13 protein-coding genes and 1 tRNA gene are annotated in these 15,528 nt (G+C 61.3%); 6 read left to right on the forward strand and 8 right to left on the reverse strand.

The window, feature by feature from the left end; translation table 11 throughout:
* From IGB42_RS19415 to orn, 3 genes are read right to left on the reverse strand one after another with little or no spacing between them, the layout of a single operon-like run.
* Nucleotides 1–570: an MFS transporter gene (locus IGB42_RS19415; protein WP_159674833.1), complete on the reverse strand. Its 570-nt coding sequence runs from the start codon at nt 568–570 to the stop codon at nt 1–3.
* Entirely contained in the window at nt 567–1,079 is a 513-nt protein-coding gene (locus tag IGB42_RS19420; RefSeq protein ID WP_236822652.1) for a CinA family protein, read from the reverse strand. The genes IGB42_RS19415 and IGB42_RS19420 overlap by 4 nt, the downstream gene beginning before the upstream one ends.
* 29 nt (nt 1,080–1,108) lie before the next feature.
* A complete protein-coding gene (orn, locus tag IGB42_RS19425) occupies nt 1,109–1,678 on the reverse strand; it encodes an oligoribonuclease (RefSeq protein ID WP_159674837.1) in 570 nt (189 codons plus the stop codon).
* Nucleotides 1,679–1,790: 112 nt separating this feature from the next.
* On the opposite strand from orn, the gene IGB42_RS19430 reads away from it, so the two are divergent.
* From IGB42_RS19430 to rsgA, 3 genes are read left to right on the forward strand one after another with little or no spacing between them, the layout of a single operon-like run.
* A complete protein-coding gene (locus IGB42_RS19430) occupies nt 1,791–3,041 on the forward strand; it encodes a M48 family metallopeptidase (protein ID WP_159674839.1) in 1,251 nt (416 codons plus the stop codon).
* A gap of 32 nt (nt 3,042–3,073) precedes the next feature.
* Nucleotides 3,074–3,382, forward strand: a complete 309-nt coding sequence (locus IGB42_RS19435) for a 4a-hydroxytetrahydrobiopterin dehydratase (protein ID WP_159674841.1) — start codon at nt 3,074–3,076, stop codon at nt 3,380–3,382.
* Between the two features lie 13 nt (nt 3,383–3,395).
* Nucleotides 3,396–4,274, forward strand: coding sequence for a ribosome small subunit-dependent GTPase A (rsgA, locus tag IGB42_RS19440; protein WP_159674843.1), 879 nt, complete (start codon nt 3,396–3,398; stop codon nt 4,272–4,274).
* Between the two features lie 94 nt (nt 4,275–4,368).
* On the opposite strand, the gene IGB42_RS19445 is transcribed toward rsgA, so the two are convergent.
* The 3 genes from IGB42_RS19445 to IGB42_RS19455 all read right to left on the reverse strand — a co-directional run bounded on the left by IGB42_RS19445 (nt 4,369) and on the right by IGB42_RS19455 (nt 8,813).
* Nucleotides 4,369–6,729, reverse strand: coding sequence for a glycosyl hydrolase family 18 protein (locus IGB42_RS19445; protein ID WP_159674845.1), 2,361 nt, complete (start codon nt 6,727–6,729; stop codon nt 4,369–4,371).
* Between the two features lie 316 nt (nt 6,730–7,045).
* A complete protein-coding gene (locus tag IGB42_RS19450; RefSeq protein WP_159674847.1) occupies nt 7,046–8,182 on the reverse strand; it encodes an esterase-like activity of phytase family protein in 1,137 nt (378 codons plus the stop codon).
* Nucleotides 8,183–8,258: 76 nt separating this feature from the next.
* Nucleotides 8,259–8,813: a DUF2062 domain-containing protein gene (locus tag IGB42_RS19455; protein WP_159674849.1), complete on the reverse strand. Its 555-nt coding sequence runs from the start codon at nt 8,811–8,813 to the stop codon at nt 8,259–8,261.
* A gap of 101 nt (nt 8,814–8,914) precedes the next feature.
* Here IGB42_RS19455 and IGB42_RS19460 point away from each other — a divergent pair, with 101 nt between their 5' ends.
* The 3 genes from IGB42_RS19460 to IGB42_RS19470 all read left to right on the forward strand — a co-directional run bounded on the left by IGB42_RS19460 (nt 8,915) and on the right by IGB42_RS19470 (nt 13,503).
* Nucleotides 8,915–11,134: a bifunctional (p)ppGpp synthetase/guanosine-3',5'-bis(diphosphate) 3'-pyrophosphohydrolase gene (locus IGB42_RS19460; RefSeq protein WP_159674851.1), complete on the forward strand. Its 2,220-nt coding sequence runs from the start codon at nt 8,915–8,917 to the stop codon at nt 11,132–11,134.
* 117 nt (nt 11,135–11,251) lie between these two features.
* Complete coding sequence (locus IGB42_RS19465) at nt 11,252–13,132, forward strand: methyl-accepting chemotaxis protein (RefSeq protein WP_159674853.1); 1,881 nt, start codon at nt 11,252–11,254, stop codon at nt 13,130–13,132.
* A 14-nt stretch (nt 13,133–13,146) separates the two neighbouring features.
* On the forward strand, nt 13,147–13,503 hold the full coding sequence (locus IGB42_RS19470; RefSeq protein WP_159674855.1) for a hypothetical protein: 357 nt from the start codon (nt 13,147–13,149) through the stop codon (nt 13,501–13,503).
* Nucleotides 13,504–13,600: 97 nt separating this feature from the next.
* Here the strand turns inward: IGB42_RS19470 and pyk are convergent, their stop codons facing one another.
* A complete protein-coding gene (gene pyk, locus IGB42_RS19475) occupies nt 13,601–15,037 on the reverse strand; it encodes a pyruvate kinase (protein ID WP_159674857.1) in 1,437 nt (478 codons plus the stop codon).
* A 168-nt stretch (nt 15,038–15,205) separates the two neighbouring features.
* Nucleotides 15,206–15,280: transfer RNA gene (locus IGB42_RS19480), tRNA-Arg, on the reverse strand.
* Nucleotides 15,281–15,528 lie beyond the last annotated feature (248 nt).

Genomic DNA, 15,528 nt, shown 5'->3' on the forward strand with positions numbered 1-15,528 from the left:
TCATTCCACCTTCAGCGTGTAGCTGGTCATCGGCAGGCTGGAACTCACGTCGAACGTGCAGCCGGTTTCGACGCCGATCCTTGCGATATCGGCGGATGAAAGATCATCCTGCCCGTACACCGCCTGCATCGCGCCGATTGCATAATCACGCCCACTGCCGATGGCCCAGAAGCGCTCGAACTCATAGACCTCGCGCAGGCTGTAGATGCCGAAAATGCCATGCGGGTTGGCCAGCAACACCGTCATCTGGCTCGACTCGTAGGCGTCTTCGTCTTCTTCATCGGGCTTGAGGAAGTAATCTTCCTTGAGCTTGGGGTGCAGTTTGCGGAAGCTCTCGAAAATCGCCATGCGGCTGGTGAAATCGGGCGTCTTGGCTTTCTTCAGCGCGGCCTGCAGCACCAGATCATGCGCAGCGCTGCCGCAGATCGAGAAATAGCCACCATGCGCCTTGAATATCTTGTTCCATTTGGCATCGAAGGGTGCGGCCAGCCGGGTATCGCCAAACGTCGACTGGCTGTCTGCGGCAATGGTGATTTCGCCGCCCTTCTTGACGACAACAACAGTGGTCATCCCTCTTCCTCTATCAGTTGTATCAAGCGGTGCAGCGCGTGGCGCACCGTTTGCGCGCGTACCGCGACGCGGTCGCCGGCAAACAGCTTGCATTCGGTTTCTATGCCGGACGGCGTACCCCAGGCCAGCCACACGGTGCCCACCGGTTTCTCCGCCGAACCGCCGCCCGGGCCGGCCACGCCGGATACCGCCACACCCCATTGCGCGCCGGCCTGTGCCATGGCGCCCTGCACCATCATCGCCACCACGGGCTCGCTGACCGCACCGAGCGCATCGATGACTGCCGGCGGCACATCCAGCATGGCAATCTTGGCATCGTTGGCATAGGTGATATAGCCGCGCTCGAACCACTTGCTGCTGCCGGCAATATCGGTAATCGCTCCGGCAATCAGCCCGCCGGTGCAGGATTCGGCCGTGGTAACCGTCTGGCCGAGGTCCAGCAGCAGTTGGCCCAGGCGCGTGGCCAGCGCAAGGCTGTGCTGCGGGTTGATGGGGGCGGTTTTATCCAAGGGAGTGGAATCCTGCACAAAGATGGGCATCAATCGCTGGGCAGCTCGTTCGCCGGCACTTTCAGGAAGTGCTCGCGATAGAACTTGAGTTCGTCGATGGATTCATACACATCCGCCAGCGCAGTGTGGCTGCCTTTCTTCTTGAACAGCTTGTAGATGGCCGGCTGCCAGCGCTTGCACAACTCCTTGAGTGTGGAGACATCCAGGTTGCGGTAATGGAACCAGTCTTCCAGCACCGGCATCCAGCGCGCCATGAAGCGGCGATCCTGACCAATGGAATTGCCACACATGGGGCTACCCTGGCGCGGGCTGTATTGCGCGATGAAGGCCAGCGCCTCTGCCTGCACCTGTTCTTCGGACAGCGTGGATGCCTTCACCTTGTCGATCAGGCCGGAACGGCCATGCGTGCCCTTGTTCCAGTCGTCCATGCCATCGAGCACGGCGTCGCTCTGGTGTACCACCCACACCGGGCTTTCCGCCACGGTCACGAGGTTGCTGTCGGTAATGACGATGGCAAGCTCGATGATCTTGTCGTTGAGAGGATCCAGGCCGGTCATTTCCATGTCCAGCCAGATCAGGTTGTTCTGGTCTTGCGCCATTGCGCGCTCCTGTGTGTGATGCCGAATGCGTCATTCTACCATTCGGGGATGCCTGCCCGGCTTGGCCGCTGGCTGTGCGATAATTACCGACTGGATTTCAACTGTACCCGCCATGACCGCCCATACGTTTTCCATCCTGTTCGTGTTTGCGCTGATCGTCAGCGTGCTGTTGCAACTGTGGCTGGCCATGCGCCAGATCAATCACGTGCGCCGCAACAGCGCGGCGGTGCCGGCCGAGTTTGCCGGGCGCATCACGCTGGAATCGCACCAGCGCGCCGCCAGCTATACGGTCACCAAAACCCGCTTCGGCATGATCAGCACGCTGTTCGAGGCCATCGTGCTGCTGGCATTCACGCTGGGGGGCGGCATCGAATGGCTGACTACGCTGACCAACAGCTGGTTTCCCGCATCGCCCATCCTGGCCGGGGTAACGATGATTGCGCTGCTGGGCCTGATCAACACGGTCATCTCGTTGCCCTTGTCGTGGATTTCCACCTTCCGCATCGAAGCCGCGTATGGCTTCAACCAGAGTACACCTGCACTATGGCTGGGCGATCTCGTCAAGACCGCCGGCCTTGCCGTGGTGATCGGCCTGCCGCTGCTGAGCGCGGTGCTGTGGCTGATGAACCGCATGGGAGACAACTGGTGGCTGTACGTGTGGGGCACCTGGGTGGGTTTCTCTCTGCTGCTGATGTGGATCTTCCCGACCTGGATCGCCCCCTTGTTCAACAAGTTCGAACCGCTGCCGGACGATGGGCTGCGCAGCCGTATCGAAAACCTGCTGACCCGTTGCGGCTTCACGGCCAGCGGCATCTTCATGATGGACGGCAGCAAGCGCTCCAGCCACGGCAATGCCTACTTCACCGGTCTTGGCAAAACCAAGCGCATCGTGTTTTTCGATACCTTGCTCAAGCAGCTTGATGGCGATGAGATCGAAGCAGTACTCGCGCACGAGCTGGGCCATTTCAAGCGCCGCCACATCGTCAAGCGGCTGGTGTGGACCTTCGTGCTGATGCTGGGCCTGTTGTGGGTGCTGGGCCTGTTGATGAGCGAGAGCTGGTTTTACCAGGGCCTGGGCGTGCAGACCACAAGTACTGCCAACGCGCTCACGCTGTTCTTCCTGGTGATGCCGGTATTCACGTTCATCTTCGGCCCGCTGGGCTCGATCATGTCGCGCAAGCACGAATACGAAGCCGATGCCTATGCGGCCGAGCAAGCATCCGCGCGTGATCTGATCCAGGCACTGGTGAAGCTGTACCGCGACAATGCCGCCACGCTCACGCCGGACCCGCTGCACAGCATGTTCTACGACAGCCACCCGCCGGCAGCATTACGCATTGCCGCATTGCAGCGGCTGGCCTAGAACGAGCAGTGAACCCACCACGGAGCCCAGCCATGTCACTCGCCACCGAAACCTGCCAGGCCGATGCCGGCAAACTGGACGAAATTGCCGCCGAAATGCTGGCGAGCGAACTGAACGAATGGCTGGTGCTGGGCGGAAAACTGGAAAAAACCTTCCGCTTCAAGGACTTTTACCACACCATCGCCTTCGTGAATGCCGTGGCCTATATCGCCAACCGGCAGGATCACCACCCTGATCTGGAAGTCACCTACAGCCGCTGCAAGGTCGTGTGGAGTACCCACTCGGCCGGCGGCCTGTCCCGCAATGATTTCATCTGCGCCGCACGCCTGGACGCACTCTGAACACGGAAACCCCTTGACTGAAATCGCCCGCATCGTCGCCAGCTACGGCAGAGCTTATATTTTGGAACTCGCCAATGGTGAGCGGCGCACCGCCAGTGCCCGTGGCAAGAAAACCGACTACGCCTGCGGTGACCGGGTAAAAATCACCGTGATCAATCACGAGCAGGCGGTGATCGAGGCAGTGGAGCCGCGCAAGACGCTGCTGTACCGCTCCGACCAGTGGCGCCAGAAGCTGATCGCCGCCAACATCACGCAACTGGTGATCGTGGTGGCCACCGAGCCGAGCTTTTCCGACGAGCTGATCAGCCGCGCCATCATTGCGGCGGAAGCCGGCGACATCAAGCCGGTGATCTGCCTGAACAAATCGGAGCTGCCGGGTGCGGACAAGGCGCGGGCGCGGCTGCAATACTTCCTGTCGCTGGGCTACCCGCTGATCGAAGTGTCCGCATTGCAGGATGTGACGCCGCTGCGCACCGCGCTGGAGGGCGAAACCAGCGTGCTGGTGGGGCAATCGGGCATGGGCAAATCCACGCTGACCAATGCATTGATCCCGGAAGCCAACGCGCGTGTGAAGGAAATCTCGGTCGCGCTCGATTCCGGCAAGCACACCACGACCAATGCCACGCTGTACAAGCTGGACGAGCGCTCCGAACTGATCGACTCCCCGGGCCTGCAGTCATTTGGCCTGGCGCACGTGAAAGCGGAAGACCTGCCCTACCTGATGCCGGAGTTCCGGGTACTGATCGGCGAGTGCCGCTTTGCCAATTGCCGCCACCGGCAAGAGCCCGATTGCGCCATGACCAGCGCGGTGAAAGCCGGCAAGATCCCCAATGAACGCCTGAACCTGCTGCACCGCTTGCAGGATGAGCTGGCGCAGCTCAGCACGTATTGAGCGCAGCCGCCGCTCCCGTTGCGGATTCTGCTGCGAGTCAGTGCTATGAATAGCGGCCGCAGCGTAGCCTCGCCATACGGCCGGGTTGCCAGCTTCAATCGTCGAACCACGCCGGATAGAGCGCGCGCAGCCGCGCGATGTACTGGCGCCGCACGGGGATCGCCTCCTTGCCAATGCGCAACTCGTATTGGCCCCTGCCCTTGTGCTCGGCCCGGCTGACGCGCCTGGGGTTCACCAGGTAGGAGCGGTGCACCTGCAGTAACATTTCTCCGGGGAAGTACAGGCGGATGGTGCGCAGGCGCAGCGTTACATACAGCGGCATGGCACCGTCCTGGCAATAGATGCCGCTGTACCCCTTGTCGGCGCGGATGAACAGCAGGCGCTCGCGCCGCGACGCAATCTCGTACAGCTCGGCCAGCACGTGTGGCTGCCGGGTCAGCTCGTTCAGATGCTGGCGTATCAGCGCAATCTGCGCCAGCAGGTGCCGCAGCAGCGCTTCATCCTCTGCGCTGGCAGGCGCATGGAAGGCAATGGCCAGTTGCTGATCCGCGCTATCGTCCACATTGGCCCATGCCAGCGATCGATCCACGCTGAACTGCAGCGCATCCCCTCCCGCGACGCGGCCGGCCCAGTCAGCCTGAGCATCCGCGCCGGGTGGCCAATCACCCGCCTGCTGTTGTGTCTCGCCATCCTGCAACACCACCACGCTGCGTACCCGCGCTTCTGCGGCAAGAAAACCCATCACGGTTTCCAGCATTTTTTCCACGCTGCGTTGCTCACCCAGTACCTGCGTCAGCCGGTTGAGCGCCTCAAGGCGCTCCGCCAGCGATGATGTGGGCGGCAGCGGTTGCTGCGTAGTTGCGGATACGGCGGCTTCATCGGCGAGCACCCAATCCGCATCGATCGGCACGCGGCCAGCCAGTGCCAGCGGGGCCAGTTGCCTTTCCACTAGCCGCGCCTGCTCCCGCAGTGCATCGATGCCCGGCAAGGCAGGCAATACCGCGTAGCCGGGCCGCTGCGGTGCCTGTGCTTGATCGGTGGCAAACTCCTGCTGCAGCTGGTGCAACAGCGGCAGTAATGCCCACAGCTGGCTGCGTATATCCAGCACCGTCAGCGCCTCGCGCTGGCGCGCGCGGTAGCGCAGGTAGTGCCAGCGCAACAGCAACAGCACGCCCAGCGTGAGCAAGGTCGCTAGCACGCCCAGCAACGGATCCACCCATACCGGGCGGCCACGCCAGTACGCCATGGCAAGATCCAGCCGGCCACGCCACGGATGGTAGTGGCGATACACCTGCCGCAGCAGACTGTGTGCGCCGGGCGCATCGCTGCCCAGTTGCCACAGTGCGATGCCGGCAAGGCCCGCCTGATCGGCATGAACCAGTTTGTCCTGCGCGGCGCGCGGGCTCTCGAAGGTGACGAACTGGCGGCGGCCGGCGCTATACAGGTAGCTGGCATGCGCGCGGGCATCCCAGTACTCGTTGAACGCCGGATCTGCTTTCATGTACAGCACTTCGCTGGCGGTAAAGGTGCCGGTGGGGCCGGTATCGGTATCGTCCCAGCTGCCGAACGGCATGCCGGTGGCCGATTGATACAGGCCATTGCCAGTGGCGGGTACGCCGGTCCAGCTGGTGGCCTCCAGATCGAGCACCAGCACCAGCTTGCCGGTGGGGACGCCGCGCTGCTGCAACAATTGCAGTGCCTGCGCTACGCTCCTGGCGTCCTGCGCGTTGCGCCCGTACAAGGGCGCGCTATGCGCGGTGCGGTGAGCGTTGTTGCCCTGGAAATCATAGGCGTCGACCATGGCGAAATCGACGGCGGCCACCTCATCACGCGTCAGCGGTGGTGCAAGCTGCGTACCGCTGACGCCCAGCGTGGTGGAAAGCAGGTAATGACGGCCGCTACGCTGCCCGTGCGCATCCAGCGCGCCGCGCAGCGCCTGCAGCAGCTTGATCTTGTTGACCTGGTCATCGGCACGCGGCACCACATCGCCGCCACCGATCACCGGGTATTGCCAATCGATCTCTACCCCGTCGAAGCCGAACCGGTCGATGAAAGCCAGCGCGCTCTGCACAAAGTGCTGGCGCAACGTCGGATCGGCAGCAACCGCCGGATAGTGGGCAGACCAGCTCCAGCCACCAATCGAAATCAGCGTTTTCAGCTGCGGATGCGCCGCCTTGATCTCGCGCAGCTTGGCAAAGGTGCCCCGCACCGACCCGGCCCCTTGCGGGCCGTTGTAGGCAAAGCTGAGATCAGCGACGTAATCGCCGGGCAGCACGTTGCCATCTGCATCCAGTTGCGCATATGCATAGGTGAGATGGGTCAGCTGATCGAACGGAATCTCTGCCAGCGAGTTCTGGTTCTGATAAATGGTCCAGAACGGGTAATAACCTATAACCAGCGGCGCTGCCGGTCCCTTTGCTGCCTGCGCGATTGCACACGCAGCACCCGCCAGCATGAGCAACAGTCCTTGCCAGCATTGTCTCCACACTCCCGCCATGTTGACCTCAAGTTCGGGTGGGTCAATTGATGCGGTCCATTGTATGGCCCGCACATGCGCAGGGTGGGCTGAACAGGCCGGGAATTGCAGAAAAACAGCAATGTCCGTGAAACGGCAACGCTGAAAAATCAGCTACAAGGCATTGATTAGTAACAAAAAAGCCTGGTAAACCGTGAAAAAGACAGGCGCCCAGATCGCCGCTTGATTTGGCATGCATAAAGCCACCGTACCGCAGCGCGGTGGCTGCCGCAGTTAGCCGGTGTGATTTGCCATATCACTGCGGCAGCACTTCGAACACCAGTAGCTGGGTAATCTGCCCGGGATTGAAATTGTTGTCGGACACCATCACCAGGCTGCGATTGCCGTTGCCGAGCGTGCGCCCCCACGACAGCCCCTCGATATTGTCCAGCCGGGGCAGGCCCAGCGTGTTCAGATCCAGCACCAAGCGTTTGCGCATCGCCTGATAGCGCGCACCGGGCAAGGCCGTCACCGCGCTGATATCGCTGGCTGATGCCGCATCCGCCTCGTACAGGCGGATATGGTTGACGTAGCGGTTATCAGCCAGCTGCACGCCGGCACGCTCGATCACCAGCACCGTATCGTTGCCGGATGCCAGCACCTCGGATACGCCATTGTCTGCTGCCTTGCCGGGTGCCGGCGCAGCCGGAATCGGGTCTAGCGGATAGGCATACTGCGCCAGCACCTTGCCCGCGCGGTCAATGCGGGTGAAGCGCGCCATTGCGCCGGTTTGCGGTGTAGGCGGCGCACCATCCTCGTAGAGCGGCCCTTCCATGGCCGCCCACAACGATTGTGCATCGGTGGAAAAACTCAGCCCTTCCAGCGCCAGGTTGTTGCGTGCGCCCTGCCCGGCGCCACGGCGCGTGCCGAGCATGGCGGGCAATGGCAAGGTTTCGATCAGCTTGCCCTGCTGATCGCTGCGCGCAATGAACGGATCCAGCGCCAGGGTTCTATCGCCCTCGCTGGTCCACCAGATATCGTGCGTTTGCGGATCGATGCGCAAGGATTCCGGATCTGGCACCACGCCGCCGGTGTTGCGGTCTGGATAGGGCTGATCATCTGCCTGCAACAACGTGGTGGCCTTGCGGACCTCCACTTGCGTAAACCCGCTACGGTCATAGCGCAGTTGCGCGGTGTAGAAACGCGCGGGTGCCTGGTCGGAGCGGTCATCGCTGATCAGCAACCAGCGATCGGTGGCCCGGTCGTAATCGATGCCGGACAACCCGCCCACCAGCGTGCCATCCACATACAGGTCATTGGCAATGGTGCGCGTGCCGATCAATCGCAGCGATGCAATGGGGGGCGCTGCATGTGCCGCCTGCAGCAAAGCGGACGACAGCAGCAGCGCCGAAAGGCAGGCGGAAAGGCGCAAAGCAGACCGGTGAACAGACATGGGGCAACCAGATTACATAACCGTGGCCAGTATTCAGATCATCGGTGACAAGCTTGTGAACGGTACCGGCGGTGCCTCAGTGCGGGGTAGCCCGGCGCAGGCGCCGCACCCGCAGCAGCCATAGCACATGCAGCCGCCAAGCCAGCTTGACCAGTGTATAGCCCACCACCGCCAGAATGCCCGCCAGCAGCGGCAGGCCGATGAGCAGCGGCACGCCCAGCGACAGCATCCAGTGGCACATCTGGCTGACCCATTGCATGGGCGTGGCGCCAGACCACGACGGCATGGCCCCCACACCATCCGCACCGGTATGGCCGGTGACAAAACTGCCCAGCTTGAACGCCACCCAATAAATAGGGCCTATGGTGAGTGGGTTGGTATAAAACGTGGCCACCACCGCCACCGGCAGATTTACGCGGCACGCCAGGGACAGGCAACTGGCGGTAATCACCTGCAGCGGGCCGGGAATCATGCCGCCTATCATGCCGACAGCCACCCCACCCGCCACCGAGCGGCGGTTGAGGTGCCACAGATTGGGGTGGGAAAACCAGTGCGAAAAACGCGCCAGGAAGCGGTTCTTCTGCAAAGAAGCATGATCTGGCAGATAACGACGTAGAAAACGTTTGGACATGAAGGCAGCCGGAGTGAAAAGGCCCGGAAATATAAGCGTCTTCCCGGCTTCTAGAGACAGACAGATTACGGCAAAATTCCTTCAATCTCCCAGAGTTGACTATGGTCGCCGTTACACGCCCGCTTGCATTATCGATCGCCGAAGCAGCAAACCCCGAGCACTGGCTTGCGCAACTGGCCGAGCGTTACCCGCCGGAACAGATCGACCGCCTGCGCAGCGCGCTCGATTGGGCGGCTGAAATCTACGGCGACAGCACGCAGGCGGATATTTGCGATCCGTTGTTCAAGCACGCGGTGGCTGCCGCTTCCATCGTTGCCGATCTCAACATGGATGCCGATACCGTCATCGCCAGCCTGCTGTTTGCGGTATCCGATTTTGTGCCCGATGCCGCCAGCGAGGTAGAAACCCGCTTTGGCAAGGAAGTGGCCAAGCTGGTGGATGGCGTGGACCGGGTACGCAAGATACGCGTGCTGGCCAACCTGGGCGCACATGCGGCACCGGCCGCCAAGACGCAGGATGCGGCCGCGCAGGTGGAAGCCATCCGCAAGATGCTGCTGGCCATGGTGGAAGACATCCGCGCGGTATTGATCAAGCTGGCATGGCGCACACAAACCATGCATGTGCTGGCCGCCGCGCCGGAAGACATCCGCACCGCCATCGCCCGGGAAACGCTGGATCTGTTTGCGCCACTGGCCAACCGGCTGGGCGTATGGCAGATCAAGTGGGAGCTGGAAGACCTGGGCTTCCGCCACCTGCACCCGGATACCTACAAGAAAATCGCCAGGCTGCTGGACGAACGCCGTATCGACCGCGAGCATTTCATCGACGATGTGCTGTTCACGCTGCGCCGCGAGGTGGAAGCCGCCGGCATCGAGGGCGCCAACCTGATGGGGCGGCCCAAGCACATCTACAGCATCTGGCGGAAGATGCAGAAAAAGAAGCTCGATTTTTCCGAGCTGTATGACATCCGCGCGGTACGCGTGCTGGTGCCGGAGCTGAAGGACTGCTACACGGTGCTGGGCATCGTGCACAACCTGTGGCAGCCGATACCGGGCGAATTCGATGATTACATTGCCCACCCCAAGGGCAACAACTACCGCAGCCTGCACACCGCGGTGATCGGCCCGGAAGACAAGGCAGTCGAGGTGCAGATCCGCACCTTCGAGATGCACGAACATGCCGAGCTGGGCGTGGCTGCGCACTGGCGCTACAAGGAAGGCGGCAAGGGCAACGCCAAGTACGAAGAGAAGATTGCCTGGCTGCGCCAGTTGCTGGACTGGAAAAGCGATGTGGCATCCGAAACCCAGCTGGCGGATGCATTCAAGGCCGAACTGTTCGACGACACCATCTACGCACTGACCCCGGCCGGCCGCGTGATTGCGCTGCCCAAGGGTTCGACCCCGGTGGATTTTGCCTACCACCTGCATACCGATCTGGGCCACCGCTGCCGCGGTGCCAAGGTGAACGGACAGATCGTGCCGCTGTCCACCGCGCTGGAAAACGGCCAGCGCGTGGAGATTCTTGCCGCCAAGGAAGGGGGCCCCAGCCTGGACTGGCTGCACCAGGGCTATGTGAAGAGCAACCGCGCGCAGCAGAAGCTGCGGGCGTGGATACGCCAGCAAAACCTGGATGTCGCCATCGAGAACGGCCGCGCGCTGTACGACAAGGAAGCCGCGCGCAACGGCGCCACCCAGGTGAACCAGGAGGCGGTGTCGCACCGGCTCGACTACAAGACCATCGAAGAACTGTATGCGGGCCTGGGTCACGGCGATGTGAGCTTGCGCGAGCTGGCCGATGCATTGACCGCGGATGCCAAACCGGCTGCCGAATTTGCCGTCAGCCCGGAAGATGTGATCCGCCGCGCGCGCGCCAGCGGCCAGGGCGAAGGCATCCTGATCGAGGGCGTCGACAAGCTGATGACCTTGCTGGCCAAATGCTGCAAGCCGGTGCCGCCGGATGCGGTGGTGGGTTTCGTCACCAAGGGGCGCGGTATTTCCATCCACCGCGCTGACTGCGCCACGCTCAAGCGCCTTGCCGGCGCATCGCCGGAGCGCTTGATCAGCGCGGATTGGGGCAAGCATGCGGGCAGCGTGTTCGCCACCGACCTGGTGATCGAGGCGCACGACCGCCCCAGCCTGCTGCGCGATCTGTCCGACGTGATGTCGCGCGAGAAAATCAACGTCACCGGCGTGAATACGCTATCGCGCGATACGCTGGCCAAGATGCGCTTCACCGTGGAAATCCGCAGCGCGGATGACCTGGCACGCATCAAGCTGCGCCTGGCTGATGTCACCGGCGTACTCAGCGTCAACCGCGTGTAAATTCTCACCCATTCGTCATGAAACCTGTCAAGCGGGGCAATCCAGCCTAGGCAGAATGCGTGTTCGCCTTCTATTTTGTAAGCACAACCATAAAAGAACACCGCTCCGGAGCCCCGCATGCAATCGCTGCGTACCAAACTGATCTTTTTCATCGTGCTGCTGACGGCAGCAGTCACCTCCATCCTGACCATTGCCGCTTACACCCGCATGCGCAGCCAGGTAGTGGACGGGCTGACCAGCGAAATCCGCGGCGTGGCCACCGGCTACAACGTGGCGCTGCGTAACTGGATATTCGATAAGCAGGAGGTTGTGGCCGGTGGTGCCAAGGCACTGGCTATGGCCAGCGAACCGCAGGCCGCACTGTTGCAGGTGGAAAAAAGTGCCAAGTTCGATCTGGCCTACTTCGGCACCGTCGACAAGCAGATGATCCCGAGCCATCCGGTTGACCTGCCGGCCGATTTCGACCCCACCTCGCGCCCCTGGTACCAGCAGGCTGTCAGTGCGGGCGAGCCCATCCTCACGCCACCGTATGTGGATGCATCTTCCAAACAGCTGATCATGTCTTTTGCGGCGCCGGTGCTCGCTGATGGCCAGCTCAAGGGGGTGCTTGGCACGGATATCCAGCTGACCCAGGTGGTAAAAGACATCCTCAACATCAAGCTGACCGGGAATGGCTATGCCTTTCTCGCCAACAAGGAAGGTGCGGTACTGGCACATGCCAAACCGGATATGGCAATGAAGCCGACCACGGATCTTTCGCCAGATCTCGCAGCCGGCAAGCTCGGTGCCATGGCCAGCTCGCAAGCGCTGCAGGAAATCCGCATCGATGGCGACATGAAATATTTCTACCTGCAAAGCATTGAAGGCACGCCGTTCTATCTTGGCCTCGTCATTGACAAGAGCGCGGTGCTGTCATCGCTGACCACGCTGATCTGGTTGTGTGCTGGCGCATTGGTGGTGGTATTGCTGATTGTGGTGCCCTTGGCCGGTGCCCTCGTGAACCAGTTGCTGAGCGGGCTCACCCGTGTGAAGAACGCCATGCAGGAAATCGCTCAGGGCGGCGGTGATCTGACACGCCACATCGATGTAGCGGGCAAGGACGAGATCGCGCAGACCGCAGAGGCATTCAACCGCTTCGTAGCGCAACTGCGCGACATGTTCCGTGAAATCCGCCAGGAAACCGGCCGGCTGACGCACGGCGTGGCGGATATCAACGGGGTATTGTCCGAGCTGTCACGCGATTCTCAGCAGCTATCCGATCTGTCGGCATCCAACGCGGCCACCATCGAGGAAATCACCGTCAGCATCAGCCATATCGCCGAGAACGCGCACGATGCCAATGATCTGGTGGGCGCTACCGCACAGTTGTCCGGCGAATCGGCATCCACGGTGCGCGATGTGGCGAGCGAAGTGGGCAAATCGGCCAACGAGGTGGAAGAGCTCTCTACGCTGCTCGGCCGCCTGAACCAGCGCTCGCAGGAAATCAGCGGCATCATCCGCGTGATCAAGGAAATTGCCGATCAGACCAACTTGCTGGCGCTCAATGCAGCCATCGAAGCGGCGCGCGCCGGTGAACAGGGCCGCGGCTTTGCCGTGGTAGCGGACGAGGTGCGCAAGCTGGCCGAGCGCACCGGCCGCGCCACCCAGGAAATCACCGGCATGATCGACGGCGTACGCACCGAAACCGACGCCGCCGTTGCCAACATGCAGAAAACGCATGACGCGGTACAAAGCGGCGTGGCACTCTCCGATACCGCTGCCAGCAAGATTGCGCATATCCGCGAGAACATGGACGCGGTGATCGCCAAGATGGGCGAAATTGCCCACGCCACGCGCGAGCAGCAGAATGCCACCACCGCCATGGCGCAAAGTGCCGAGAGCATTACCAGCAAGATGCAGGCATCGGATCACGCGATGCAGCGTGCCACCGGCACCGTGCATGAGCTCAAATCCATGGCGGACTTTCTTGAACAGATGTTTGGCCGTTTCCGGTTCTGATGATGGAGCGTTGTATGCGTTTGCTGCTTGCCCTGCTGTTGACCAGCCTGCTGGGCGCCTGTGTATCGTATGAATACCTGCCGCCAGCCACCGATCAGGGCAAGACCTGCGTGGCCGTATGCACGGGAGTGCGTGAGCAGTGCTACGGCACCGAGGAGCAGAAAGCCCGCCAGGAGCAGGACCGCTGCGAAATCCGCGAAACCAGCAAGCAGACACAATGCCTGCTGCTGGCCAAGACCGATGCCGACAAGGCCACCTGCCTGAAGAACAAGGGCAGCTGCTATTACTCGGCCAATACCTATCGCTGCGATTCGCAATACGACCAGTGCTTCGTGCAGTGCGGCGGGCGCATCATCGAGCACAAGAAATAGTCGGCGGATCGGCATGCACCGGATGATGCGTGATTGAACAGCCAGCAAAAAAACGGCGCCAGTGGCGCCGTTTTTCATTGCATTGCTACCGTACAGCTTAGCGCGGCTTGCGATCACCCACTTTCACGATCTTCATACTGTTGGTGCCGCCGCCCAGGCCAACCACGTCGCCAAAGGTGAACACCACCAGATCGCCATGCTGGACGATGCCGCGGCGAACCATTTCAACTTCGGCACGCACGAGCAGATCTTCACGGTTGGTATTTTCGTGCGAAATCATCACCGGGTAGACATCGCGGAACAGCGCCAGACGGTTGTAGGTGGCCTCTTCCGGGGTCAACGCGTAAATGGGCACGCCGGAAATGAAGCGACTCATCCACAGTGCCGAGGAGCCCGACTGGGTCATCGCGGCAATGGCTTTCACGTTCAGGTGGCTGGATGCAAACAGCGCCGCCATCGAAATGCTCTGGTCGATGCGGGTGAAGCTGCCCTGGCGCAGTACTTCGTCGCTGATCTTGTTATCTTGCGATTTTTCCGCTTCCAGGCAGATACGCGCCATCGCTTCCACGGTTTCCACCGGGTATTTGCCCGAAGCAGTTTCTGCCGACAACATCACTGCATCGGTACCGTCCAGCACCGCGTTGGCCACGTCCGATACTTCGGCACGGGTCGGCACCGGGCTGGTGATCATCGATTCCATCATCTGCGTGGCAGTGATGGTCAGCTTGCTCTTCTGGCGCGCCAGCTTGATCATTTTCTTTTGCAGGCCCGGCACTGCGGCCTCGCCCACTTCAACAGCCAGGTCGCCACGGGCAACCATGATGCCGTCGGATGCATCAAGGATTTCTTCCAGGTTGGTGATGGCCTCGGTGCGTTCGATCTTGGCGATCAGCAGCGCCTTGCTGCCCGCCGCGCGCAGCAGGGTCTTGGCCATGTACATGTCGGCGCCCGACTTGGGAAACGAAACCGCCACGTAGTCAGCCTGCAGTTGCGCTGCCACCTTGATGTCGTCCATGTCCTTGGCGGTCAGCGCCGGTGCGGTCAGGCCGCCACCCTGGCGGTTGATGCCCTTGTTGTTGGACAGGATGCCGCCCACTTTCACCTTGGTGTGGATTTCGCTGCCGACCACATCGGTCACTTCCAGCACGATACGACCGTCGTCCAGCAACAGCACGGTGCCCTGCTCCACGTCGTTCGGCAGTTCCTTGTAATCCAGACCCACGCGCTCCTGGTTACCCATCGGACAGCTGGCGTCCAGAATGAATGCTTCGCCATTGACCAGTTCGATCTTGCCTTCCTCGAACTTGCCAACGCGGATTTTCGGGCCTTGCAGGTCAACCAGCACCGCCAGCGCACGGTTGTGCTTGCGGGCAATCTCGCGCACGAGGCCGGCGCGATCCAGATGATCCTGCGCGGTGCCGTGCGAGAAGTTCAGCCGAACCATGTTGACGCCGGCGGAAATCAGCCGCTCCAGCGTTGCGGCATCGTTGGAAGATGGGCCGAGCGTCGAGACGATCTTGGTGCTGCGCTGCATGGAAAAACTCCTATTAGTAGATGCTTATATGTTTGATTGTGCTGCCGGGAAGGCGACAGGCAAGGTCGCAGCCGTCCGACAGTAAGGAAACGGGGAGGTGCGCTGAGCGCAAAAGGAAGAGAAGCTCTCTAGTGGCCATGAACATGCTGGGTCGTTGGCACGGGCGCCTGGTACCCCCGACAGGAATCGAACCTGTAACTGCCCCTTAGGAGGGGGCTGTTATATCCATTTAACTACGGAGGCCAAGCATTCTTCAAATTTACGACATTATCAATACATTCAACTACTTAACGACGGAATCGCTAGAGTAGCACCGGGCTATTTTCCGGCGTTTCCCCACGTTTTTCGTGGATATTTCCTTTTCGGTGCTACTGAAGTGCTACGCTGCAACACACTTCGGTCTACGAGTAGCAGCCAACATGGCGAGCATTATACTGATCAACGGTCGTTGGCGTGCGCCCGAACGTGTAAAAAAGAAGGGAAAGTCCTAC

This window comes from Andreprevotia sp. IGB-42, from assembly GCF_009848685.1.
GTDB lineage: Bacteria > Pseudomonadota > Gammaproteobacteria > Burkholderiales > Chitinibacteraceae > Andreprevotia.